The organism is Kribbella sp. NPDC051936 (assembly GCF_040680955.1).
In the GTDB taxonomy this organism is placed as follows: Bacteria; Actinomycetota; Actinomycetes; order Propionibacteriales; family Kribbellaceae; genus Kribbella.
The window spans coordinates 1-23250 of sequence record NZ_JBFAXS010000012.1 but is presented as its reverse complement, the minus strand read 5'-3'; the positions used below and the strand labels follow the sequence as shown (position 1 = coordinate 23250).

Below are 23250 nucleotides of genomic sequence, written 5' to 3'. Positions count from 1 at the left end.
CCTGTGTTCCGAAACGTAAGGAGCGCGGCGAGTCGCGCCGCGGAAACTTGCGCCGTGCGGGCGGTGTCGCCACAATCGCGAGGGTCGACCTCCCGTGGGGGCGGGCCGGTGTCCACCGGAGCGGAGTTCGACCTGCCGGGGGCTCGCAGCTCTGGGCAGATGGCTTTCACCGCCTGGCCGATCCGGCGCAAGCCGTCGGGGCCACCGACGATCTGCCGGTCGAGAGACCGGCCCAGACCTAGGGAAGACAGTGAACGACACATCGGTGAATGCGCGGGGGCGCTTCAAAAACTCACGCGTAATCGCGCTACTCGGAAGCGCGGGCGCGCTGGCACTCGTGGTGGGAGGTGTCACCCTCGCAACGGCGCCCTCGGCGTCCGCCGAGACAGTGACCACGGTCCCGGGCAACCCTCGGTGCGATGATCGCGTGGTCCGCGGACAGGTTGTGCCTGGCCTGATTCCTGGCTCGACGGAGATCAAGTTCGACCCGCCGACCCCGGGCTCCAAGGAAGGCGCCGGCGTCACGGTGACCTGGACCCAGACGGGCGACCTGATCAATTTCACCGCCACCGGCGGCACGGTGCTGGGCGCCATCATCAAGGGTGGCCCGAACGCGAACTTCTACGACTACCGCCCGGGCGGCACCGTCGTCGGCGCCGGCCTGCACACCCCGGTCAACCCCAACAACGGGAAGTACTACGGGCTCAGCCACGTGAGCTTCTGCGTCGGACAGGGCACCACGCCGACGCCGACCCCGACGGACACCCCGACCACGACCCCGTCGGAGACGCCGAGCGAGACTCCGTCGGAGACGCCTTCCGAGACCCCGAGCGAGACGCCTTCCGAGACCCCGAGCGAGACGCCTTCCGAGACGCCGAGCGAGACGCCTTCCGAGACGCCGAGCGAAACGCCGTCGGAGACGCCTTCCGAGACGCCTTCGGAAACCCCGAGCGAAACCCCGTCCGAGACCCCGTCGGAGACGCCGAGCGAGACGCCGAGCGAGACGCCTTCCGAAACCCCCAGCGAGACTCCTTCCGAGACGCCGAGCGAGACCCCCTCGGAGACGCCGAGCACGACTCCGTCGGAGAGCCCGTCGGCGACCGGCAGCGCGAGCACGCCGGCCGGGGTGCCGACCGCGATTGACGCCGGTCTGTCGGGTGGCGCGAAGAGCACGTCGGCGCTCTCGAGCACCCAGGGCACCTGGGGTATCGCCCTGCTGTGCCTCGGTGGTGTGCTCCTGATCGCGGGTGCCGCGAAGACCCTGCAGCGCCGGGGTCAGCACTCTGCCTGACGCCATGCCGAAACGTCGCCGTCCAGTCCGCGCACGCTCATCATGGGCGCTCGTGGCCTGGACGGCCGGCGTCGCACTTCTCGTGACCGGCGCTTACCTCCAGTTCAGGCCGAAGGACGACACGAGCCGTCCGCAGGCCGGCGCCGGCACGTCCGCGGTCAGCGGCCCGGGCGGCACGTCGTCGAGCGGAAGTGCGACCGCGCCGACGCAGAGCACCGGGCCCTTGCCGACGGGCGCGCAGTCCAAGGCTCCGCGGCAGAGCGCGCCGCCCCCGGAGGTCCGCAGTACGGCGCGGCCCCAGCCCGGCGATCCGATCAGGGTCTCCGTGCCGCGACTGGGAGTCTCGGCCAGGGTGCTGAGCATCCGGGCCCGCAGCGGCACACTCGTACCGCCGTCGAATCCCCTGCTCGTCGGCTGGTGGTCCGACGGAGCCAGACCGGGCGCCGCCAAGGGATCGGCGATCATCACCGGCCACACGGTGCATACCGGCGGTGGCGCGTTCGACGATCTCGACCGCCTGACCGCGGGTGACACGGTCTCGGTGACGACCCGGCGCGGCGCGATCAGTTATGTGGTCACGACGGTCACGGTCTACCGCAAGCGAGCCCTCGCGAAGGCGGCGTCCAAGGTCTTCGACCAATCGGTCCCCGGCCGCCTCGTCCTGGTCACCTGCGAGGACTGGGACGGCACGTCGTACCTCAGCAACGCTGTGGTTGTCGCCATCCCCAAGACCTGACCGGGACCGTCGTCAGGCCACGTTGAAGGTGTCGGGGTCGGGGCCGGTGCGTTCGTTGCGCTCCAGCGTGCCGAGCGCGGCCAGGTCCTCGTCGGTGAGCGCGAAGTCGAAGACGTTCAGGTTCTCGCGGATGCGAGACGGGGTGACCGACTTCGGGATGACGATGTTGCCGAGCTGCAGGTGCCAGCGAAGCACGATCTGCGCCGGTGTGCGCTCGTACTGCTTGGCCAGCGTTTCGATGACCGGCTCCGACAGCAGGCTGCCGCCCTTGGCCAGTGGACTCCACGCCTCGGTGCGGATGCCGAAATCGCGGCCGTAGGCGCGTACGTCGGTCTGCTGCAGGTACGGGTGCAACTCGACCTGGTTCACCGCAGGCGTGATTCCGGACAGCCGGTCCAGGTGGTCAGGCTGGAAGTTGGAGACGCCGATCGCGCGGACGCGGCCGTCGGCGTACAGCTTCTCCAGTGCGCGCCAGGTGTCGACGTACAGGTCACGGGCCGGCGTGGGCCAGTGGATGAGGTACAGGTCCAGGTACTCCAGGCCGAGCAGCGACAGGCTCTGGTCGAACGCCTTCAGCGTCGAGTCGTAGCCCTGGTCGGCGTTCCACAGCTTGGTGGTGATGAACAGGTCGTCGCGGTCGATCCCGGACGCACTGATCGCCTGACCGACACCCGCCTCGTTCTGGTACGCCGCCGCGGTGTCGATGCTGCGGTACCCGGCCTCGAGCGCGTACGTCACGGCGGTTGCCGTTTCGTCATTCGGGACCTGGAAGACGCCGTACCCGAGCTGGGGCATCTCGACGCCGTTGTTGAGCTTCACGGTGGGGATCATCAGTGGCTTCCTTCAAGGGCTAGTGCGGAGACCCGGGTGCGGTCGAGCAGGCCCGAGATGAGTGCGACGAGCAGACCGGTGACGGCCAGCGCGGCGCCGACCCAGTTGGGTGCCGTGTAGCCGAGTCCGTGCTCGATGGTGAGTCCGCCGAGGTAAGCGCCGGCGGCGTTGCCGAGGTTGAACGCAGCGATGTTGGCCGCGGAGGCCAACGCCGGAGCACCTGTTGCCTTGTCCATGACGCGCTTCTGCAGCGGTGCCACCGTGGCGAAGCCGGCAGCGCCGAAGAGCGCGATCGTCACGGCAGAAGGGAGCTTGGCGTGCGCAGTGAACACGAAGACGACCAGTACGGCGGCCAGTAGCGTCAGGATGAGGTACAGACTCGGCATCAGCGACCGGTCCGCTGCCTTACCTCCCAGCAGGTTGCCGACGACGAGCCCTCCGCCGAACAGCACCAGCAGCCAGGTCACGGCACCGGCAGAGAAGCCCGCGACCTCGGTCATCATCGGTGCGATGTAGGTGAACGACGCGAACACCCCGGCGAAGCCCAGTGCGGTCATGGCCAGTGCCAGCCACACCTGCAGGCTCTTGAACACGGCCAGCTCGCTACGCAGCCCCGGACCTTCCGCTGTGTCCTGCCGCGGCACCAGGAACACAATGCCGAGCAGTCCGATCACCCCGAGCGCAGTCACGGCCCAGAACGTCGACCGCCACCCGAACTGCTGACCCAGCGCGGTCCCGCCCGGCACGCCGAGCACGTTGGCCACTGTCAGCCCGGTGAACATCAGGGCGATCGCGCTTGCCTGCTTCGCCTTCGGGACGAGCGACGCCGCGACCACGGAGCCGACGCCGAAGAACGCGCCGTGTGACAGCGCCGCCACGATCCGGCCGGTCATCAGGACGCCGTACGACGGGGCGAGCGCGGACAGCAGGTTTCCGGCGATGAAGACGCCCATCAGCGCGATCAGCACGGTCTTGCGGGAGACCTTGGAGCCGATCGCGGTGAGCAGTGGGGCGCCGACCACGACGCCCAGCGCGTAGCCGGAGATGAGCAGTCCGGCGGACGGGATGCTGACGCCGAAGTCGGTGGCGACCTCGGGCAGCAGCCCCATGATGACGAACTCGGTCGTCCCGATCCCGAAGGCGCCGATGGCGAGCGCGAGCAAGGCCGCGGGCATGGGTTCTTCTCTCCCTCGAATGTAGTCTTATGACTGTTACCGGCGTGCGCGATAGTTGCACACGCGGGCTATTGCACAAGCGCTATGATTGCGCATGCAAGGACGAAGTTCAAGTGGAGGTTGTCGTGGGACTACCGGATGACGCCGCGGAGGCGCGGGCGCAGGGGTGGCGGACCCTGGCGGCGCTGCACGCCCGGATCGAGGACGAGCTGGAGCGCGCGCTGCAGAAGCAGCACGGGCTGTCGGTGAGTGAGTACAGCGTGCTGGACGTGCTGGCGCGGCAGGACGACTACCACCTGCGCATGAACCAGCTGTCGAACGCCGTCGTGCTGAGTCAGTCCGCCACAACCCGGCTGGTGAACCGGTTGGAGGACCGCAAGCTCCTGCAGCGCTACCTGTGCCCGACCGACCGGCGTGGCATCTACACCGAGGTCACCGAGGCCGGCCGCGACCTGCTGGACCAGGCCCAGCCCACCCATGACGCCGTCCTGACGTCCGCGCTGCAGCAGGCCTCCGAGCTACCCGAGCTCTCTCCGCTGGTCGAGGCGCTCGGGAAACTCCCGCTGACGGTGTGACATGGCTCGCCGCTACGACAACCGCAAGCTCTACGTGCTGCTGATGGGCAGCTGCCTGACGCTGATCATCCTGGCGTGGTTCGTGGTGCGGCTGTTCTCGATCCCGGTGGCGATCGGGATGAGCGCGGTCGCCGCCGTCCTGCCCCCGACCGCCGCGATCGTCGCGAACTGGGGTCACGACAAACGCTGACGGGTATCCGCCGGGGTCGGGTCGAGGTAGAGGTGCCGCACCATCGGGAACGCGTCGCGGACCTTCTTGTCGATCCGTTCCGCGAGCTGCTCGACGGCGGCCCCGGTGGTCTCGGAATCGTCCAGGTCGACGGTCGCGACCACCAGCACCTGCTCCGGCGCCAGCCGCAGGCTGAGCAGCTCCGGCACCTCGTCGATCCCGGGCTCGCCCGCGATGATCGCCCGGATCTCGCGCTGGGTGTCGGTCGGCAGCGCACGCCCGATCAGCATCGCCTTGTTGTCGCGACCGAGGACGAACGCGACGACGATCAGCAGCAGCCCGATCGCGATCGACGCGGCGCCGTCCCAGAGATGCTCGCCGGTGACGACCGCCAGCGTCACCCCGATCGCGGCGATCAGCAGGCCGATCAGCGCGGCAGAGTCCTCGAGCGCCACGGTCTTGACCGCGGGCTCGGCAGCACGGAGCTGGTGCAGCAGCGGTACGCCGGCCGCCCGCGCCTCCTGCCGGAGCTGGAGCATCGCGCGCACCCAGGAAGCGCCCTCGAACACGAACGAGATCCCGAGCACCGGATAGATGACCGCGAGCGCGGCGATCGGCTCGGGCGCGAGGATCGACCGCAGCCCCTCGGTGATCGAGAAGCCGGCGCCGAGCACCAGGATGCCGACGGCGGCGAGCAGCGCCCAGAAGTACCGCTCCATCCCGTAGCCGAAGGGATGGCGCGCGTCGGCGGGCTTGCGGCTGCGGTGCAGCGCGGTCAGCAGGAACGCCTGGTTCAGCGTGTCGGCGACGGAGTGCGCCGCCTCGGCGAGCAGGGCCGTTGATCCCGAGAGCAGGCCGGCGACGATCTTCGCGATCGCGATCGCGAGATTCGCCGTACCGGCCAGGAGGACTGTCGCGTCCGACTCTTCGTCAGGCATCACCTTCGCGTGCCCGCAGCCCGGCCGATCGAAACAGCACGTCGACGAACGCGGCCGCGAGCGGGTCCGGTTCGCCGCGGGTGTACGCCGTGAGCGTCCGGCGTACGGCGGGCTCCAGCTGCAGCACGCGACCGTCGAAGTCCTTCGGGAGGATGTTGTCCGGAACGAGCGCGGGGCCCAGGCCGGCCGCGGCCAGCGCGGGCGCAGCAGCGGTCTGCTCGGTGCGTACGGCGATGCGCGGCTCGAAACCGGCCTGTGCGCAGACGTTGTCGAGCACGTCCGCGAGGCCGTGTCCCGGCGCGTAGTGGACCCAGGCGCGGTCGGCCAGGTCCGGCAGCTTGACGGTGTCGCTGGACGCGACGGGATCGTCGGCGGCCACCACGACGACGAGTTCCTCGGTGCCGAGGACGCGGGTGACACCTGGCCAGTCCGACGGTTCGGGGCCGACGGCGAGGTCGGCCTGGCCGGAGTGCATCGCGTCGACGAGCTCGTCGGTATGGCGGTGCTCGAACAGGCGGATGCCGACGTTCGGACGGGTCTGCCGCCAGGCTCGGAGCGCGGCCGGCAGCACGCCGAGCGTGATCGAGTAGAGCGTCGCGATCTGCAGTTCGCCGACCTCGAGTCCGGCGGCCTGCCGCGCGGCGCAGCGCGCCCGCTCCGCGTCGGACAGAGTCGCGCGGGCGTGCGGAAGCATCGCGCGCCCGGTCGGGGTCAGACGGACGCTGCGGGGGAGCCGCTCCAGCAGCGGTCCGCCGGCGGAGCGCTCGAGGGTGCGGATCTGGTGGGAGAGCGCGGGCTGAGTGACGTGCAGCAGCTCGGCGGCCTTCGTGAACGAGCCCTGATCGACCACCGTGACGAGGTACTCGAGCTGCCGGAGCGTTGCCATGTCCTCAGTTTATGGGTTCAGTGAAAACTATGCCTTGGTTTTATCCGCACAGGTCAGCAAGGCTGTTCGGTATGGAGAACGTCGCGTTGGTGGTGGGTGCCCGAGGAGTCATCGGGACGAATCTGGTCGAGCATCTGGCGTCGCTGCCCGAATGGCGGGTGATCGGGCTGTCGCGCCGCGGCGGCATCGATGTACCCGGCCGGGTGCGGCACGTCGCCGTCGACCTGCTGGACCCGGACGACACCCGCGACAAGCTGTCCGGGCTGACCGACGTGACGCACGTCTTCTACGTCGCGTACCAGGACCGCCCGACCTGGGCGGAGCTCGTGGCGCCGAACCTCGCGATGCTGGTGAACGTCGTCGACGCGATCGAACCGGTCGCGCGTCGGTTGCAGCACGTCAGCCTGATGCAGGGCTACAAGGTGTACGGCGCGCATCTCGGGCCGTTCAAGACGCCGGCGCGGGAGGACGACCCGCCGCACCTGCCGCCGGAGTTCAACGTCGACCAGCAGCGCTTCCTCGAGGAACGCCAGCGGGGCAAGGCCTGGACCTGGTCGGCGCTGCGCCCGTCCGTGGTGGGCGGGTCCGCGCTCGGCAATCCGATGAACCTCGCGGTCGCGATCGCCGTGTACGCGTCGCTGTCCAAGGAACTCGGCGTACCGCTGCGGTTCCCGGGCAAGCCCGGCGCCTACCACTCGTTGCTGGAGCTGACCGACGCCGGATTGTTGGCCAAGGCAACGGTCTGGGCGGCGACCGCGCCGGCCGCGGCGAATCAGGCGTTCAACATCACGAACGGCGACCTGTTCCGCTGGAGCGAGCTGTGGCCCAAGCTCGGCGCGTGGTTCGGGCTCGAGGTCGCGCCGCCGCTGCAGTTGTCCCTGCAGGACGTGATGGCGGACAAGGAGCCGGCCTGGAAACAACTGCAGGCCGCCCACGGGCTGGAGGCGACGTCGTTCGCCGAGGTTTCGTCCTGGCCGTTCGCCGACTTCGTCTTCGGCTGGGACTACGACTTCTTCGCCGACGCGTCGAAGTCGCGGCGGGCCGGGTTCCACGAGTACGTCGACACCGAGCAGATGTTCTACGGCATCTTCGCGGACCTGCGGCGGCGCCGGATCATTCCGTGACGGTTCCCGGCCCGGCGACGGTTACTGGCCAGGTGACGGATCCGCGGTTGCCGCCGGATGTGGCATGCTCCGGGCTGTGACGGCGATGGGTGCGGGAAAGCTGCTCGGGACGAACCTGCGGGCACGGCGGGACGAGCAAGGCATCTCGCTGTCCGAACTCGCCCGGCGGTCCGGGATCGCGAAAGGTACGTTGTCGCAACTGGAGTCGGGCGCGGGCAACCCGACGATCGAGACAGTGTTCAGTTTGTCGAACGCTCTCGGCGTGCCGGTCTCGGCCCTGCTGGCCGACTCGCCGGCCTCCGACGTGGTGCTCGTACGGTCCGCGGACGTCGACGTCCTGTCCGGCGACGCGATCGACCTGCGGATGCTGCGGCGGCTGGAGCACCCCGGCGGGCTGTTCGAGATCTACAACCAGGAGATCCGGCCGGACGCGGTCCAGCACTCCGACGGGCACCCGGGGACCGAGCATCACATCGTCCTGTCGGGCTGCTTACGTATCAATGCTCACGGGCAGAGCGCGGACCTGGGGCCGGGCGACTACCTGGCGTTCCGGGCCGCCGGGCCGCACTCGTACGAGGCGGTGGACGGGCCGGTGCGGTCGGTGCTGCTGCTCGAGTACCCGCCGGACGTGTACCCGACGGCGGCCGGCGGACCGCATCTGCCGGTCTAGTTGCCGGCTGGGTTCCGGGAAAGGTCCGGGAGAGGTCCGGTTGGGTGCATTGACCGGTCGACGGAGGCGCGCGTAGTCTCGGTATCGTTCATTTTAGCGAACGCCTGCCGAGGAGGTCCGTCATGCACCGATCCGCGACACCCGATGTGGTGGTGGTCGGCGCGGGCATGGTCGGGGCGGCGTGCGCGGAGGCGTTGTCGGCGGCCGGTGTGCGGGTCCTGGTCATCGACCGCGACGGCCCCGCGGCCGGGACGACGGCCTCCGGTGAGGGCAACGTGCTGGTGTCGGACAAGGAGCCGGGGCCTGAGCTGGAGCTCGCCGTCGCGTCACGCGCCGAGTGGGATGTGGTCCGCGGGCGGCTGCCCGAGCGGGTCGCCGACGTGGAGTGGGAGGCGAAGGGCGGCGTCGTGGTGGCGACCGGAGACCCGGAGCCGCTGACCGCGTTCGCGGCGAAGCAGCGTGAGGCCGGGGTCGCCGCGCGGGTGATCACGCCCGCCGAGGTCCTCGAGCTCGAGCCGCTGATCACGCCGCGGGTCACCGTCGGTGTGCACTATCCGGACGACGCCCAGGTGCAGCCGGTGCTGGCGGCGACGGCATTGCTGGCAACGGTTCGCGAGCGCGGCGGCGAGGTCAGATCGGGGGTCACCGCGCTCGGGATCCGGCAGTCCCGAGGCCGGGTCGTCGGCGTCGACACGTCCGACGGCGACATCGCCTGCGGTGCGGCGCTCAACGCGTGCGGGCCGTGGGCCGGTGCGTTCGCCGCGGCGGCCGGCGCGCCGATCGAGGTGCTGCCGCGGCGCGGGATGATTCTCGTGACGGCGCCGCTGCCGGACTGCGTGCGCCACAAGGTGTACGACGCTGATTATGTGGGCGCGGTCGGCAGCGGCGACGCCGAGCTGCAGACTTCCACCGTGGTCGAGTCGACGCGCGCCGGCACCGTGCTGATCGGGTCGAGCCGCGAGCGGATCGGATTCGACGACGCGATCCGGGTGCTGGTGCTGCGGGAGCTCGCCCGCAAGGCGATGGGCCTGTTCCCGTTCCTCGGCGACGTCCCGGTGATGCGGACGTACGGCGGCTTCCGGCCGTATGCTCCGGATCACCTGCCGGTCATCGGCCCCGACCCCCGCGTCCACGGCCTGTGGCACGCCACCGGCCACGAGGGCGCCGGCATCGGCCTCGCCCCCGCCACCGGCCGCCTCCTCACCGAACAGTTCCTCGGCCTGGCCCCCCACCTCGACCCCTCCCCGTTCCGCGTCGACCGCCCCGCGGTGATCGCCGCATGACCACGATCAAGCCGAGCCCGCGCCACGACGGTGCGCGCAGCACCCTCCTGCCTTCATCCGCTCCGCCGCAGCTCCGCCGCACCCCACCCGGAGCCGACCGCAAGCCCTCCTCACTCCGTCGCGTCGGTGCGTCATGACCGCCTACCTGCGCCCACAATCCGGCGACCTGGCCGAGGTCGGCACGCCGCCGACGCTGGACGTCACCATCGACGGCAAGCCGGTCGAAGCGCGCGCCGGCCAAACGGTCGCTGCCGTACTCCTCGCCAACGGCCAGGACACCTGGCGAACCACCCGCTTCCACGTCCGCCCCCGAGGAATCTTCTGCGGAATCGGCGCCTGCCAAGACTGCCTGATCACCATCAACGGCCTCCCCGACATCCGAGCCTGCCAACGCACAGTCGCCCCCGGCGACACCATCACCACCCAACAAGGCGCAGCCCTTCCCGCCACAACACCTTCGGGTACGGCGGCCTCGGGTACGGCGGCTTCGGATGCAACGTCTTCGGGCACCGCGCCTTCGGGGGTGGTGGGTTCTGGTGGTGGTGTGGCACGGGTGGCTGAGGTTGTGGTGGTGGGAGCGGGGCCGGCTGGGATCGCGGCTGCGCTTGCGGCGGGGGATGCCGGGGCTGAGGTGTTGGTGGTCGACAGCGGGCGAGCCGTCGGCGGACAGTACAACCGGCAGCTCCCGGCCGAGTTCGCAGCGCAGCGACCGGATCGCCTGCAGCACGAATGGAAGGCGTTCGCGGGCCAGCGGGACAGGCTGCAGGGACATCCACGGATCACCTACCTTCCGGAGACTTCGGTATGGGCGGTGGAAGGTCTCCGACTCTGGGCACAGACCGGACCGGCAGACGCGAGCGGCCGGCAGCCGTTCCCCATCGACGCCAAGTCCGTCGTCCTGGCAACCGGTGCCTTCGATCGTGTGCTGCCCTTCCCCGGCTGGGATCTACCGGGCGTGTACACAGCCGGCGCCGCCCAAGCCCTAGCCAAGGGCCAGCGCATCGCCGTCGGCCGACGTGTCCTGGTCGCCGGCACCGGTCCATTCCTGCTGCCGGTCGCCGAGTCCTTGATCGGCGTCGGTGCCCAAGTCGTCGAACTCCTCGAAGCCAACACGCTGACGACGGTCCGCAAGGGCTGGTCCACCGACCCTTTGGTTGCCCGCAGCAAGTTTCGCGAGGCCGTCGGGTACGGCGCCCTGCTCGCCCGTCACCGCGTCCCGCTCCGCCACGGCTGGACGGTGATCGCCGCCCACGGCACGAACCACGTCGACTCCGCGACGATCGCCCGCCTCAGCAGCGATTGGCGCCCGATCCGCGGCACCGAACGCCGCATCGACGTCGACGCGATCTGCGTAGGCTTCGGCTTCACCGCGAACCTCGAGCTAGCGGTCTCCGCCGGCTGCACCATCACCACCGCCCCCGACGGCGGCCCGGCCGTAGCCGTCGACGCCAGTCAGCAAACGAGCACCCCTGGCTTCTTCGCGGCCGGCGAACTCACCGGCATCGGCGGCGCCGCCCTCGCCACCGCAGAAGGCACGCTCGCCGGCATCTCAGCCGCCCACTACACCCAATCCCTCGCCACCCCACCCCCCGCCACCGAGGCGTCCGCGGCGGCTGTGGCTGCTGTTGTGAAGGGGCGGCGGTTCGCGGCTGCCCTGGCCAAGGCTTATCCCGTGCGGGACGGGTGGAAGAGCTGGAGTGACGCGGACACGCTCGTCTGCCGGTGTGAGGAAGTGACCCGGGGACAGCTCGAAACCGCCGCCGACGAGCGGGGGCTCGACGACGGGCGGGCGATGAAGCTGAGCAGTCGCGCGGGGCTCGGGATGTGTCAGGGGCGGGTCTGCTCGCGCACCGTCGCCGCCCTGCTGGCCAAGCCGGGCGACGCACCGCAACCAAGCATGAAAAGACCGATCGCCGTACCAGTGAGGCTGCGGGATCTGGCGGCGGCCGAGGTCGCGCCATCACCGGAAACCAGGGAGGAACCATGAGCGAGAAGTTGGACGGCGTGATCGTCGCGACCGCGTTGCCGTACGCCGAGGACGCGTCGGCGCCGGCGGGGCTGCGCCCCGACCTCGACAAGTACGCCGAGCACTGCCGCTGGCTGGTCGACAACGGCTGCCGCGGCGTCGGGCCGAACGGGTCGCTCGGTGAATACTCGTCGCTCACCGACGACGAGCGCCGGGCCGTGGCGAAGACCGCGATCGAGGCTGTCGGCAACGACGGTGTCGTGGTTGTCGGCGTCCACGGCGTCGGTTCGCACCAGGCCCGCGCCTGGGCGGAGAAGGCGGCCGAGGACGGTGCGGACGGCGTGCTCTGCCTGCCGCCGACCATGTACCGCGCGAACCGCGGCGAGGTGATCGCGCACTTCACCGAGGTCGCGAAGGCCGGACTGCCGGTGATGGTCTACAACAACCCGCTGGACACCAAGGTCGACCTGACGCCGGACCTGCTCGCCGAGATCGCGCAGATCGAGAACATCGTCGCGGTCAAGGAGTTCTCCGGTGACGTCCGGCGGATCCTCGAGATCCGCGAGCTGGCCCCCGACCTGGCTGTGATCGCCGGCGCCGACGACCTCACCCTCGAGGCGCTGCTGATGGGCGCGACCGGCTGGTTCGCCGGCTTCCCGAACGTGTTCCCGAAGGAATCGGTCCGGTTGTTCGAGCTCGCCACGCAAGGCAAGCTGGAGGAGGCCCGCGCGTTGTACGAGCCGCTGGTCGCGGCGTTCCGGTGGGATTCGCGCACCGAGTTCGTCCAGGCGATCAAGTACGGCATGGACTACGTCGGGCGGTTCGGCGGTCCGTGCCGGCCGCCGCGCGGACCGCTCGTCCCCGAGCACATCGCGCAACTGGAGCAGGACATGAAGAAAGCAGTGGAGTCACTCGTATGAGGTCCGTCCGGACGATCACCGCCATCGACTCGCACACCGAGGGCATGCCGACCCGCGTCGTCACCGGCGGGGTCGGCGTGGTGCCGGGTGCGACGATGGCGGAGCGCCGCGAGTACTTCATCAAGCACCTCGACGACCTGCGGTTGTTCTTGATGAACGAGCCGAGAGGCCACGCCGCGATGAGCGGGGCGATCCTGCAGCCGCCGACCCGGTCCGACGCGGACTGGGGTGTGCTGTACATCGAGGTCTCCGGTCTGCTCCCGATGTGCGGTCACGGGACGATCGGCGTGGCCACAGTGCTGGTCGAGTCCGGCATGGTCGAGGTGACGGAGCCACAGACGTTGGTCCGGCTGGACACGCCGGCCGGGCTGGTCGTCGTCGACGTTGCCGTGAGCAACGGCCGCGCGGAGCACGTGACGTTGCGCAACGTCGCGTCGTATGCCCATGCCCTCGACGCCTCGGTGGACGTGCCCGGGCTGGGCAAGGTCACGTACGACCTGGCGTACGGCGGGAACTTCTACGCGATCCTGCCGATCGAGCAGCTCGGCATCCCGTTCGATCGCGCGGAGAAGGACCGCATCCTGAAGGCCGGGCTGGACATCATGGACGCGATCAACGCCACCGACCGTCCGGTGCATCCGCTCGACCCCGGCATCAACGGGTGCAAGCACGTGCAGTTCACCGCGCCGGGTCTCGACGGCGCCGACTCGCGGAACGCGATGGCGATCCACCCCGGCTGGTTCGACCGTTCGCCGTGTGGGACGGGGACCTCGGCGCGGATGGCCCAGCTCCACGCCCGCGGCGAGCTCGCCCTGGACACCGACTTCGTCAACGAGTCCTTCATCGGCACGCGCTTCACCGGCCGTCTCGTCGAGGAGACGACCGTCGGGCCGCATCCTGCCGTCGTCCCCACGGTCACCGGCCGAGCCTGGATCACCGGCACCGCCAACTACCTCCTCGACCCCGACGACCCCTTCCCCACCGGCTTCGTGCTGTAGGCGCGGTCGAAGGTGCGGCCGCCGCTGTCAGTCCTCAGGGCGATAGCGGCGGACGTGGCCCAGTGCCATGTCGAGTGCCAGCTCCAGCGGTTGGACATCATGCGAGGCCTGGGACAGCAGCAGGCCGCCTTGTAGCGCGGCCATCACCGCGGTCGCGAGCGATTGCGGGTCGGCGTCCTGGGACAGCTCGCCGTCGGCGCGCATCGCCCGGAACCCGTCGAGCAGGTACTCCTCCCACTCGGCGAAGCACGCCGCGAGTACTCGACGGGCCGACTCCGATCGGTCAGCGAGTTCGCTCGACAGCGAGCCCAGCGGGCAGCCGCCCACTCCGCCGGTGGCGCGAGTGCTCTCGACGACGTGATCGCGCCACCGCTGCAGACCGTCCCACGACCGCGCCGCACGCAACTCTGTTCCCTGCCCGGCGATGATCTTGGCGAGCTGGTTGCGGATGACCTCCAGGATCAGCGCGTCCTTGTCGGCGAAGTAGTGGTACAGCTGCGACTTGCTGGTGCCGGTCGCCGCCATGATGTCGTCGAGGCTGGTGCCCGCCACGCCTTGGTCGTACACGAGGTCCGTCGCGCCCGCGATGATCCGCGCGCGCGTCAGAGAGCCTCGCGCGGTCAGGCGCGCCGTACCCCGGTGGATCTTCGTCGCCATGACCGCAGCGTACGACCAATTGGACTTGATAGTCCAATTCTGTGCCATGAACATGGACCAGTCAGTCCAATTTCGGGCATCCGAGAGGAATACCGTGTCTCGTCTGCACAATGGCCAGCACTTCCCGTCCCTGTCGCTCCCCGCCGTCGGCGGTGGAACCGTCTCCCTGCCGGACGATCTCGCCGGCTCGTTCGGCGTCGTCCTGATCTACCGCGGCTCGTGGTGCCCGTACTGCAACGCGCAGCTCGCCGCGTTCTCACGTGCGTCCGAGACGCTCGCGGACCTGAACGCCAAGGTTGTCGCGTTGTCGGTGGACGACGGGCCGACCAGCGCCGCCCTGGTCGAGAAGCACAAGTTGACGTTCCCGGTGGCACACAGCGCGGACCCCGACACGGTGTCGAAGGCGACCGGTGCGTACGTCAGCGCCGATCACCGCTACCTGCAGTCGTCCGGCTTCGTCCTCGATCCCCAGGGGAACGTCATCACGGCCGTGTATTCGAGCGAGGCCATCGGTCGCCTGGTCGCGGACGATGTCATCGGCTTCCTCCGCTATCTGAAGGCCCACGAGGGCTGAGGTGACGACCAAAGAGCAACGCCGTGCCCTCGGTCTCGTGGCTTTGGCAGCAGTACTGGCCAACGCCTCGTGGTTCAGTGCGACCGCGATCGTGCCGGCGCTCGAGGACCAGTGGCACCTGACCGCAGACGGCGCCGCCTGGCTGGTGGTCGTCGTTCAGATCGGTTTCGTGACCGGCAGCGTGGGCGCGGCGATGCTCAACCTTCCCGACCGCTTGCAGCCGCGTTGGCTGATCGCCGGGTCGTCGGTTGCCGCCGGACTGTGCAACCTGGCATTGCTGCTGACGCATGGGCTGGCTCTCGCCCTGCCGATCCGTCTGCTGGTCGGCATCGCGCTGGCAGGGGTCTATGCCCCTGCCGTGCGGTTGGTCGCTACCCATTTCGAGCGCGGGCGTGGCGTGGCGACCGGCGTGGTTGTCGGCGGGCTCACCCTGGGGTCGGGGACTCCGCACCTGGTGCGGGGCCTTGGTCACGTTCCCTGGGAGGTGACGATCGCCGTCACCTCCGTTCTCGCCGGCCTGGCCGCAGTAGCGGTCTCGACGGTGCGCTCCGGGCCGGCGGCCGTATCGTCCCCTCCGCTCGATGTCGGCGCCGCGGTCCGGGCTCTCGCCAGTGAGCGACCGCTGCGGCTGGCCACGATGGGTTATCTCGGGCACATGTGGGAGCTTTACGCCTTGTGGAGCTGGCTGGCCGCGTTCTTCGTTGCCGCAAGGGCGGATTCACGACCTGGTCCTGCTCAGACCGGAGTCGTGACATTCCTTGCGATCGGGGTGGCCGGGCTGCTCGGAGCTGTGGTGGCGGGACGGCTCGCCGACCGACTGGGGCGCACCACGATCACCAGCGCGGCGATGCTTCTCAGCGCCGCGTGCTGCCTCGCGAGCCCACTGATCTACGGCGCGGCGCTACCGGTGCTCGTGGTGGTTCTGCTCATCTGGGGTGCGGCTGTGATCGCCGACTCCGCACAGTTCTCTGCAGCTGTGACGGAGCTGGCTGAGCCGCGTTACGCGGGTTCGGTGCTCGCGCTGCAGCTCGCCCTCGGTTTCACGCTCACCATCGTGAGCATCCAGCTCGTGCCCCTTGCCGTCAGCCTTGCCGGCTGGCGTTATGCGCTGCTGCCACTGGCGATCGGGCCGCTGCTCGGAACGGTTGCCATGCTGCGGTTGCGTCGGCTGCCGGCGGCGCTGGCTCTCGCCAACGGACGACGCTGACTGGGTGCAGGCGTTACCTGTGGAGTTGGGACTGCCAGTTGGTGGGCACCTTGCCGCCGGGGACCGGCTGGTTTTCGGGGCGGGCGGCCGGTGGGGCGAGGTCTGGGCCGTCGTAGTACTGGGACTCGCCGTAGTGCCAGAACCAGTCCTCGCCGGGCTCGAAGCTGCGGACGATCGGGTGGCCGCTCTCGGCGGCGTGGGCGGAAGCGTGCTGGGCAGGGGAGGAGTCGCAGCAGCCGATGTGACCGCACTGCGCGCACCGGCGGAGGTGGAACCACCAGCCGCCGGCCTGCAGACACTCGACGCATCCGGTGCCGCTCGGGGGAACTGTGCTGTCGATGCCTGGCGTTCCAGAACTTTCCGTCATACCGGACATCCTCACCTGTCCCCGGCTCCCGGACAAGCAACGTCCGCGGTCACTCGGGCCAGGACGAGTTCTTGATGACGTCCACGAAATCGCCGCGGTGGAAGCCCGGTACGAAGTGCTCCAGTACGTCGGCCTTCACGTTGCCGAAGGTGGTCGCCGGGCGGCCCTGGATACCTTCGGTGAACGCGGCGAGGATGCGGTTCTTGAAGTCGGGACGCGGGTGCGCGGCGGTCACGGCGTCGCGCTCGGCGTCGGTGACGGCGTCGTACCCGATGCCGAGGACATCGAGTTCGACGCCGCGGGTGACAAGAGCGATCTCGGCAGACATGTGCAGCGGGATCTCCGGGGTGGTGTGCAGCGCGATCGCCGTCCACACGCGGTCGGCGGCGTCGTCGGTGATCCCGTGCCGCCGTAGGAAGCTCCGGGCCTCGTCGGCGCCGTCGATCTCGAAGCGCTGGTCCGTCCGGCGGTAACGCTCGGTCAGGCCGAGGTCGTGGAACATCGCGCCGACGTACAGCAGTTCCGGGTCGAACGAGAGACCCTGCGCCCGGCCGCGGAGGGAGCCGAACAGGTACACGCGGCGCGAGTGGTCGAAGAGCAGGGGCGACGCGGCGTCGCGGACGAGGTCGGTCGCCTCGCGGGCGAGGGCGCTGTCAGGGATCTGGATGCCGGCGATGGTTTCGGTCATGCGTTCAGGTTCGTGGTCCGGGGTACGCTGACGCCATGTCCAAATCGCCAGGTGAACCACAGATTCGGACACACCGGGTCGCGTTCGTCGTGTACGACGAGGTGACGCTGCTCGACGTGACCGGACCGCTCGAAGTCCTCCACCAGGCCAACCTGGTCACGGCCGAGAGGTGGGGTGGGCGGGTGCGGTACGAGTCGGTGCTTGTGTCTGCGGGTGGTGGGGAGGTGACTACTGCCTCGGGCGTGGTGCTGGCGGGGGTGGTCCGGGCTGCCGACGTCGGCGTGGTCGACACCGTGGTGGTGGCTGGGGCGGACGATCTTGTGCGCGGGGTGCCGGACGAGGTGCTTCAGGTGACGGCGACGTTGGCGGACGGGGCCGGGCGGGTGGCGTCGGTGTGCAGTGGGGCGTTTGTGTTGGCGGCGCTCGGGATGCTGGACGGGCGGCGGGCGACGACGCACTGGCGGCATGCGGCGGCGATGGCGCGGCAGTATCCGACGGTGGAGGTCCTGCCGGACGCACTCCACGTCACCGACGGGCGGTACCTGACCTCGGCAGGGATCAGCGCCGGCATCGACCTCACACTCGCCCTGGTCGAAGCAGACCACGGCTCCGAGACGGCCCGAGCCGTGGCGCGTGAACTCGTCGTCTTCATGCAGCGCCCCGGCGGCCAGTCGCAGTTCTCGACCGCGATGGCGACCCCACCGCCGCGCACCGATCTGCTGCGGGCGCTCGCCGACAGCATCGTCGCGGACCCGGCTGCTGACCACAGCCTGCCGAACCTCGCCGCCGCGGCCGCGGTCAGTCCGAGGCATCTGACCCGGTTGTTCCAGAGCGAGTTCAACACGACGCCCGGTCGGTGGGTCGAGCATGTACGGCTGGACCGGGCGCAACAGCTCCTGCTCGACGGGCACAGCATCACCACGGCAGCACGCGTCAGCGGGCTCGGCAGCGACGAGACGTTGCGCCGGGCGTTCGCACGCCATCTCGGTACGACGCCGACGGAGTACCGCCGCCGCTTCCAGGCCGCACAATCCGACGAGGAAGAGGACAGAACCCGTCCGCTACTGTCGTCAGACTCGAGGTATGAACAAGCCAAACGGTAAGTCGACGATCACGCCCTACATCGTGGCGAAGGGCGCGGACGCCTTCCTCGAGTTCGTGGAGCGCACCTTCGAGGTCAAGACGAGCGGACGGTTCCCGAACCTGGACGGCACGGTCGGCCACGCCGAGATCACCGTCGGCGAATCGGTGCTGATGACCTTCGACGCGGCGGCCGACTGGCCGGACACCCCGAGCTTCCTGAGCGTGTACGTCGACGATGTCGAGCGCACCTATCAGCGGGCCCTCGACGCCGGCGCCACCGTGGTCACCGAGCTGATGTACTCCGGCATCACCGGCGACCGCGGCGGCCGGGTGAAGGACCCGGTCGGCAACATCTGGTGGCTCCAGACCCACGTCGAGGACGTCCCCGAGAGCAAGGCCCGCGAGCTCTTCGCGGACCCCGACGAACTCGCCGTCATGAGCATCGCCCAGGACACCTTCGCCGCCGAGATGAACAGCCGCGTCAAGAACTGAGCAACTGCAAGACGGCCGGCGAGTTCAGCTGGACGGCGGGCCGTAGCCGCCGCCGCCCGGGGTCTCGATGACGAAGATGTCACCGGTGGACAACTGAACGGAGTCGCAGCCGTCCATCTCGGTCACGGTGCCGTCCGTGCGTTCGATCCACTGGTGGCCGAGGCTCCCGGGATGGCCGCCGGCCATTCCGTACGGCGGTACGCGGCGGTGACTGGCGAGCGTGGTCACGGTCATCGGCTCCAGGAAGCGGAGCATGCGGCGGCCGCCGTCGCCGCCGCGCCACCGGCCGTCGCCGCCGCTGCCCTCGCGGATCTCGAAGCTCTCCAGCCGTACCGGATACCGCCACTCCAGCACCTCGGGATCGGTGAGCCGTGAGTTCGTCATGTGGGTCTGCACCACGTCGGCACCGTCGAAGCCTTCGCCGGCGCCGGAGCCGCTGGCCACCGTCTCGTAGTACTGGTAGCGCTCGTTGCCGAACGTGACGTTGTTCATCGTCCCGGACCCCTCCGCCTGGACACCGAGTGCGGCATACAACGCGCCGGTGACCGCCTGCGAGACCTCGACGTTGCCGGCGGCAACCGCCGCGGGGTACTCCGGCGACAGCATCGAGCCCGGTGGGATGATCACCCGCAGCGGCTCCAGACAGCCCGAATTCAAGGGGATCTCGTCGTCGACCAGCGTGCGGAACACATACAGCACTGCAGCCATCACGACCGACGAGGGCGCGTTGCCGTTGTTCGGTTGCTGTGCGGAGGTGCCGGTGAAGTCGATCTCGGCGGTGCGCGCGCCGGCATCCACGCGGACCGACACCTCGATCCGCGCGCCCGAGTCGAGCTCGTAGCTGTACCGGCCGTCGCGGAGCGTTGGAATGACCCGCTGGACTGCTTCGGTCGCGTTGCGGCGGACGTGTTCCATGTACGCCGACACGACGTCGAGTCCGAAGTGGTCGACCATTGCGAGGAGCTCTTCGACGCCCTTCTCGTTGGCCGCGACCTGAGCGCGCAGATCGGCGATGTTCGTGGTGGGATTGCGTGACGGGTACGCCGCGGAGCCGAGCAGCTCGATGGTTTCGGGCTCTCGCAGTACACCGCCGGAGACGAGCAGCCAGTTGTCGATCAACACCCCTTCCTCGTCGATGTGCGTGCTGTCCGCGGGCATCGATCCCGGTGTGATCCCGCCGATCTCCGCATGATGGCCGCGGGAGGCGACGTAGAACAGGATCTCCCGTCCGGCCCGGTCGAAGACCGGGGTCACCACCGTGACGTCGGGAAGGTGGGTGCCGCCGCGGTACGGGTTGTTGAGCACGTAGGTGTCGCCCGGCGTCATCCGTCCGGCGTTGCCGGCTATGACCATCCTGATGCTTTCGCCCATCGAACCGAGATGCACGGGGATGTGCGGGGCGTTCGCGATCAGGTTGCCCTCGGCATCGAACAGTGCGCAGGAGAAGTCCAGCCGCTCCTTGATGTTCACCGACTGCGAGGTGCTCTGGAGCCGCACACCCATCTGCTCGGCGATCGACATGAACAGGTTGTTGAAGATCTCCAGCATCACGGGGTCGGCCTCGGTCCCGATCGTTCGCTGGACAGGCCGGGCGGTCACCCGGCTCAACAGCAGGTGGCCGAGGTCGTTCACTTCGGCACGCCAGCCAGGCTCGACCACGGTCGTCGCGTTGTCCTCGGCGATGATGGCCGGCCCGTCCACGGCGTCGCCGGGAACGATATCGGCGCGTCGGTAGAGGTGCACGTCCGTCCATGAGCCGGCCGAGAACATCGGCACGCTCGCGACTGCCTGCAGGGCGCTGTCCTCCCGGGTCCGCTGGTCCCAGGACGCCGCACTGTCTCCGGCCGCGCCCAGCAGTTCGAGTGACACCGCTTCGACGACAATCTGCTTGCCGGGCATCAAGAACGAGAACCGTCGGCGGTAGGCGGCCTCGAACTCCGTCACCATCGCAGGCACGTCGCCGGTCGACACGGCCACCGCCGTGTCGGTGCCGTCGTAGCGCAGCAAGGCCCGGCGGATCGCGGTGATCCGTTCGGCCGGGACGCCTTCGCGCTCGAGCTCGGCGGCGGCGTCGGCCTGGAGTTCGTCGAGGACCTTCGAGAGCTCCGGAAGTACGGCGTCGTTCAGGGGCGCCTCGACCGCCCGCTCGCGGAGGGCCGCGACGTCGGCGAGCCCCATGCCGTAGGCCGACAGAACCCCGGCGAGCGGGTGGATCAGTACTTCGGTCATGCCCAGCGCATCGGCTACGGCGCACGCGTGCTGGCCGCCCGCGCCGCCGAAGGTCGCCAGCACGTACCGGGTGACGTCGTACCCGCGCTGGACAGAGATCTTCTTGATGGCGTTCGCCATGTTCGCGACCGCGATGTCGGCGAACCCGGCCGCAACCTGCTCGGGGCTCCGTCCGTCCGCGATCGCCTCGGCCAGCTCGGCGAACTTCCGGCGTACGACGTCCGCGTCGAGGGGCTGATCGCCGTGGTCGCCGAAGACCGCGGGGAAGAAGTCCGGCTGGACCCTGCCGAGCATGACGTTCGCGTCGGTGACCGTGAGCGGACCGCCCTTGCGATACGACGCCGGCCCGGGATCCGCGCCTGCCGAGTCCGGTCCCACCCGGTACCGGCTGCCGTCGAAGGCGAGGATCGATCCGCCCCCGGCCGCCACCGTGTGAATGCTCATCATCGGCGCCCGCATCCGGACTCCGGCGACAAGCGTCTCCAGTTCGCGCTCGAACTCACCCGCGTAGTGCGACACGTCGGTGGACGTGCCACCCATGTCGAACCCGATCACCCGCTCGAACCCGGCCGCCGTGGTGGTGCGCGCCATCCCCACGACGCCGCCCGCGGGGCCGGACAGGATCGCGTCCTTGCCGCGGAACAGATGTGCTTCGGTCAGACCGCCGTTGGACTGCATGAACATCACCCGTACGCCGTCCAGCTCGGCCGCCACCTGATCCACGTACCGGCGCAGGATCGGCGAGAGGTAGGCGTCGACGACCGTGGTGTCACCTCGCGACACGAGCTTCATCAACGGGCTGCACTCATGAGACAGCGAGACCTGGGTGAAGCCGATCCGTCGCGCGATCTCACCGATCGCCACCTCGTGCCGGGTGTGGCGGTACCCGTGGACGCAAACCACGGCGACTGATCGCAAGCCGTCGTCGTACGCCTGCTGCAGGTCCCGTGCCACTGCTTGCTCGTCGAGCGTGACGACGACCTCGCCGTCCGCCGCGACGCGCTCGTCCGCTTCGATCACCCGGGAGTAGACCAGCTCGGGCAGCACGATCTCGCGGGCGAAGATCCGCGGGCGGTTCTGGTAGGCGATCCTGGGTGCGTCCCGGAATCCCTTGGTGATGACAAGCGCCGTCGGCTCACCCTTGCGCTCGAGCAGGGCGTTGGTGGCAACGGTCGTACCCATCTTGACGACGTCGATCCGGTCGGTCGGCAGGCGCTCGCCGGCGGACACACCGAGGAGCTGCCGGATGCCCTCGACGGCTGCGTCCCGGTAGCGGCCGGGGTTCTCGGACAGCAGTTTGTGGGCGACCACCGTGCCGTCGGGCCGCCGGGCGACGACGTCGGTGAACGTGCCGCCACGATCGATCCAGAACTCCCACTTCGCTGCCACGCGATCCCGCCTTTCGCCTGCGTTCCGTGCCACCGAGAGTAGGGATTGTTCAACAATCCTGCAAGAGGTTCGTTCCACCAGATTTCCCCGCTGCGCGCGGCGTGGGCGATGATGCAGGGGTGGGTACGGGTGAGACGGACGACGACGGCCGGCAGGCCTGGCTGCGAGGGGTCGCGGCCGACGTGGCGCGGCTGGACCGCAGCAGCTCGGCCGAGCGTGCGGCCGACATTCTCCGTCGCAGTATCACGGAGGGTGCCCTGCCGCCCGGTGCGCAGCTGTCCGAGATCGAGCTGACCGAGGTCCTGGAGGTCAGCCGGAACACACTGCGGGAGGCTTTCCGGCTGCTCACTCACGAGGGTCTGCTGGTCTACAAGCTGCACCGCGGGGTGTTCGTCCCGGAGCTGGACGAGCATGACGTGGTCGACCTGTACAGGCTCCGCCGGGTGCTCGAGGTGGACGTCGTCCGGGCGTTGGGTGAGCGCGATCCAGAGGTGCCTGCGAGTCGGCTCGAGCCGCTGCTGGACGATGTCGAGGCAGCCGAGGCGGCCGCGCTGGCGGATCGCTGGCCGGCGGTCGGCACCGCCAACATGCGGTTCCACGAGCACCTGATCGGGCTCGCCGACAGCGCCAGGCTGAACGCGATCACCAGTCAGTTGCAAGCCGAGTTGCGGCTGGTCTTCCACGTGATCGCGACGCCGCGGGAGCTGCACGAGCCCTATATCGCGCGAAACCGCAGGCTGTTCGAGCTGTTGGAGGCCCGCAAGTACGAGCAGGCCGCCGCAGACCTGCACCAGTACCTGCTCGACTCCGAGGCCGGCATCCTCGCCGCGTTCCGGGATAAGGGCTTGCGAACCCCGTCCGGAACCTGAGTTGATGTGAGGGCGTGGGTGGTGGCTCAGCGCCGCACCGAGCACCTGCTCGCGACGGCGCTGAGGGCACCGGCGCGGTCGTGTCGTTGATGTCGAAGAAGTCGCCCTTGACAACCGCCATCGCGCCTTTGCT

General features: G+C 69.5%; 23 protein-coding genes. 15 read left to right on the top strand and 8 right to left on the bottom strand.

The genetic code is table 11. The features are described 5' to 3' along the window. Positions 1 to 445: 445 nt before the first annotated feature. Together AB0L64_RS36020 and AB0L64_RS36015 are read left to right on the top strand one after the other, a co-directional pair. Entirely contained in the window at positions 446 to 1291 is an 846-nt protein-coding gene (locus AB0L64_RS36020; protein WP_363717471.1) for a hypothetical protein, read from the top strand. Positions 1292 to 1343: 52 nt separating this feature from the next. Next, a complete protein-coding gene (locus AB0L64_RS36015) occupies positions 1344 to 2027 on the top strand; it encodes a class F sortase (RefSeq protein ID WP_363717470.1) in 684 nt (227 codons plus the stop codon). 12 nt (positions 2028 to 2039) lie between these two features. Here AB0L64_RS36015 and AB0L64_RS36010 read toward each other — a convergent pair whose 3' ends face one another. Beyond that, the gene (locus AB0L64_RS36010) at positions 2040 to 2858 is read right to left on the bottom strand and encodes an aldo/keto reductase (RefSeq protein ID WP_363717469.1); all 819 of its coding nucleotides are present in this window, start codon (positions 2856 to 2858) and stop codon (positions 2040 to 2042) included. Continuing rightward, a complete protein-coding gene (locus AB0L64_RS36005; RefSeq protein ID WP_355694986.1) occupies positions 2858 to 4033 on the bottom strand; it encodes an MFS transporter in 1176 nt (391 codons plus the stop codon). Before AB0L64_RS36005 ends, AB0L64_RS36010 begins: the two co-directional genes overlap by 1 nt. Before the next feature lie 125 nt (positions 4034 to 4158). Here AB0L64_RS36005 and AB0L64_RS36000 point away from each other — a divergent pair, with 125 nt between their 5' ends. Beyond that, positions 4159 to 4608 carry a MarR family transcriptional regulator gene (locus AB0L64_RS36000; protein ID WP_355694984.1) on the top strand — a complete coding sequence of 150 codons (450 nt, stop codon included), beginning with the start codon at positions 4159 to 4161 and terminating at the stop codon, positions 4606 to 4608. A gap of 1 nt (position 4609) precedes the next feature. After that, the gene (locus AB0L64_RS35995; protein WP_363717468.1) at positions 4610 to 4798 is read left to right on the top strand and encodes a DUF3099 domain-containing protein; all 189 of its coding nucleotides are present in this window, start codon (positions 4610 to 4612) and stop codon (positions 4796 to 4798) included. Here the strand turns inward: AB0L64_RS35995 and AB0L64_RS35990 are convergent. Both AB0L64_RS35990 and AB0L64_RS35985 read right to left on the bottom strand, forming a co-directional pair. Next, a complete protein-coding gene (locus AB0L64_RS35990) occupies positions 4783 to 5715 on the bottom strand; it encodes a cation diffusion facilitator family transporter (protein WP_363717467.1) in 933 nt (310 codons plus the stop codon). The two genes, AB0L64_RS35995 and AB0L64_RS35990, sit on opposite strands and share 16 nt — an antisense overlap. After that, positions 5708 to 6601: a LysR family transcriptional regulator gene (locus AB0L64_RS35985; protein ID WP_363717466.1), complete on the bottom strand. Its 894-nt coding sequence runs from the start codon at positions 6599 to 6601 to the stop codon at positions 5708 to 5710. Before AB0L64_RS35985 ends, AB0L64_RS35990 begins: the two co-directional genes overlap by 8 nt. Before the next feature lie 71 nt (positions 6602 to 6672). On the opposite strand from AB0L64_RS35985, the gene AB0L64_RS35980 reads away from it, so the two are divergent. From AB0L64_RS35980 to AB0L64_RS35955, 6 genes are all read left to right on the top strand, one after another. Then, on the top strand, positions 6673 to 7725 hold the full coding sequence (locus AB0L64_RS35980) for an SDR family oxidoreductase (RefSeq protein WP_363717464.1): 1053 nt from the start codon (positions 6673 to 6675) through the stop codon (positions 7723 to 7725). Positions 7726 to 7789: 64 nt separating this feature from the next. Continuing rightward, positions 7790 to 8395, top strand: coding sequence for an XRE family transcriptional regulator (locus AB0L64_RS35975; RefSeq protein ID WP_363717463.1), 606 nt, complete (start codon positions 7790 to 7792; stop codon positions 8393 to 8395). Positions 8396 to 8517: 122 nt separating this feature from the next. Continuing rightward, positions 8518 to 9678 carry an FAD-dependent oxidoreductase gene (locus tag AB0L64_RS35970; RefSeq protein WP_363717461.1) on the top strand — a complete coding sequence of 387 codons (1161 nt, stop codon included), beginning with the start codon at positions 8518 to 8520 and terminating at the stop codon, positions 9676 to 9678. Between the two features lie 133 nt (positions 9679 to 9811). Further along, positions 9812 to 11665, top strand: a complete 1854-nt coding sequence (locus tag AB0L64_RS35965) for a 2Fe-2S iron-sulfur cluster-binding protein (protein WP_363717460.1) — start codon at positions 9812 to 9814, stop codon at positions 11663 to 11665. Next, positions 11662 to 12564, top strand: coding sequence for a dihydrodipicolinate synthase family protein (locus tag AB0L64_RS35960; RefSeq protein WP_363717459.1), 903 nt, complete (start codon positions 11662 to 11664; stop codon positions 12562 to 12564). The genes AB0L64_RS35965 and AB0L64_RS35960 overlap by 4 nt, the downstream gene beginning before the upstream one ends. Next, positions 12561 to 13562 (top strand): proline racemase family protein, encoded by a 1002-nt coding sequence (locus AB0L64_RS35955; protein WP_363717458.1) that lies wholly within the window; start codon positions 12561 to 12563, stop codon positions 13560 to 13562. Before AB0L64_RS35960 ends, AB0L64_RS35955 begins: the two co-directional genes overlap by 4 nt. A 27-nt stretch (positions 13563 to 13589) precedes the next feature. Here AB0L64_RS35955 and AB0L64_RS35950 read toward each other — a convergent pair whose 3' ends face one another. Then, complete coding sequence (locus AB0L64_RS35950; RefSeq protein WP_363717457.1) at positions 13590 to 14219, bottom strand: TetR/AcrR family transcriptional regulator; 630 nt, start codon at positions 14217 to 14219, stop codon at positions 13590 to 13592. Positions 14220 to 14313: 94 nt separating this feature from the next. On the opposite strand from AB0L64_RS35950, the gene AB0L64_RS35945 reads away from it, so the two are divergent. Next, on the top strand, positions 14314 to 14793 hold the full coding sequence (locus AB0L64_RS35945) for a peroxiredoxin family protein (protein WP_363717456.1): 480 nt from the start codon (positions 14314 to 14316) through the stop codon (positions 14791 to 14793). Between the two features lies 1 nt (position 14794). Continuing rightward, the gene (locus AB0L64_RS35940) at positions 14795 to 16000 is read left to right on the top strand and encodes an MFS transporter (RefSeq protein WP_363717455.1); all 1206 of its coding nucleotides are present in this window, start codon (positions 14795 to 14797) and stop codon (positions 15998 to 16000) included. 13 nt (positions 16001 to 16013) lie between these two features. Here the strand turns inward: AB0L64_RS35940 and AB0L64_RS35935 are convergent, their stop codons facing one another. Together AB0L64_RS35935 and AB0L64_RS35930 are read right to left on the bottom strand one after the other, a co-directional pair. Further along, on the bottom strand, positions 16014 to 16367 hold the full coding sequence (locus tag AB0L64_RS35935) for a UBP-type zinc finger domain-containing protein (RefSeq protein ID WP_363717454.1): 354 nt from the start codon (positions 16365 to 16367) through the stop codon (positions 16014 to 16016). A gap of 49 nt (positions 16368 to 16416) precedes the next feature. After that, positions 16417 to 17055: an HD domain-containing protein gene (locus tag AB0L64_RS35930; RefSeq protein ID WP_363717453.1), complete on the bottom strand. Its 639-nt coding sequence runs from the start codon at positions 17053 to 17055 to the stop codon at positions 16417 to 16419. Between the two features lie 35 nt (positions 17056 to 17090). Between AB0L64_RS35930 and AB0L64_RS35925 the strand changes: the two genes are divergently transcribed. Together AB0L64_RS35925 and AB0L64_RS35920 are read left to right on the top strand one after the other, a co-directional pair. After that, on the top strand, positions 17091 to 18158 hold the full coding sequence (locus tag AB0L64_RS35925; protein WP_363717452.1) for a helix-turn-helix domain-containing protein: 1068 nt from the start codon (positions 17091 to 17093) through the stop codon (positions 18156 to 18158). Then, the gene (locus AB0L64_RS35920; protein ID WP_363717451.1) at positions 18139 to 18630 is read left to right on the top strand and encodes a VOC family protein; all 492 of its coding nucleotides are present in this window, start codon (positions 18139 to 18141) and stop codon (positions 18628 to 18630) included. Before AB0L64_RS35925 ends, AB0L64_RS35920 begins: the two co-directional genes overlap by 20 nt. Before the next feature lie 24 nt (positions 18631 to 18654). Here the strand turns inward: AB0L64_RS35920 and AB0L64_RS35915 are convergent, their stop codons facing one another. Continuing rightward, positions 18655 to 22248 (bottom strand): hydantoinase B/oxoprolinase family protein, encoded by a 3594-nt coding sequence (locus AB0L64_RS35915; protein WP_363717450.1) that lies wholly within the window; start codon positions 22246 to 22248, stop codon positions 18655 to 18657. Positions 22249 to 22367: 119 nt separating this feature from the next. Here AB0L64_RS35915 and AB0L64_RS35910 point away from each other — a divergent pair, with 119 nt between their 5' ends. Then, positions 22368 to 23117: a GntR family transcriptional regulator gene (locus tag AB0L64_RS35910; RefSeq protein WP_363717449.1), complete on the top strand. Its 750-nt coding sequence runs from the start codon at positions 22368 to 22370 to the stop codon at positions 23115 to 23117. Positions 23118 to 23250 lie beyond the last annotated feature (133 nt).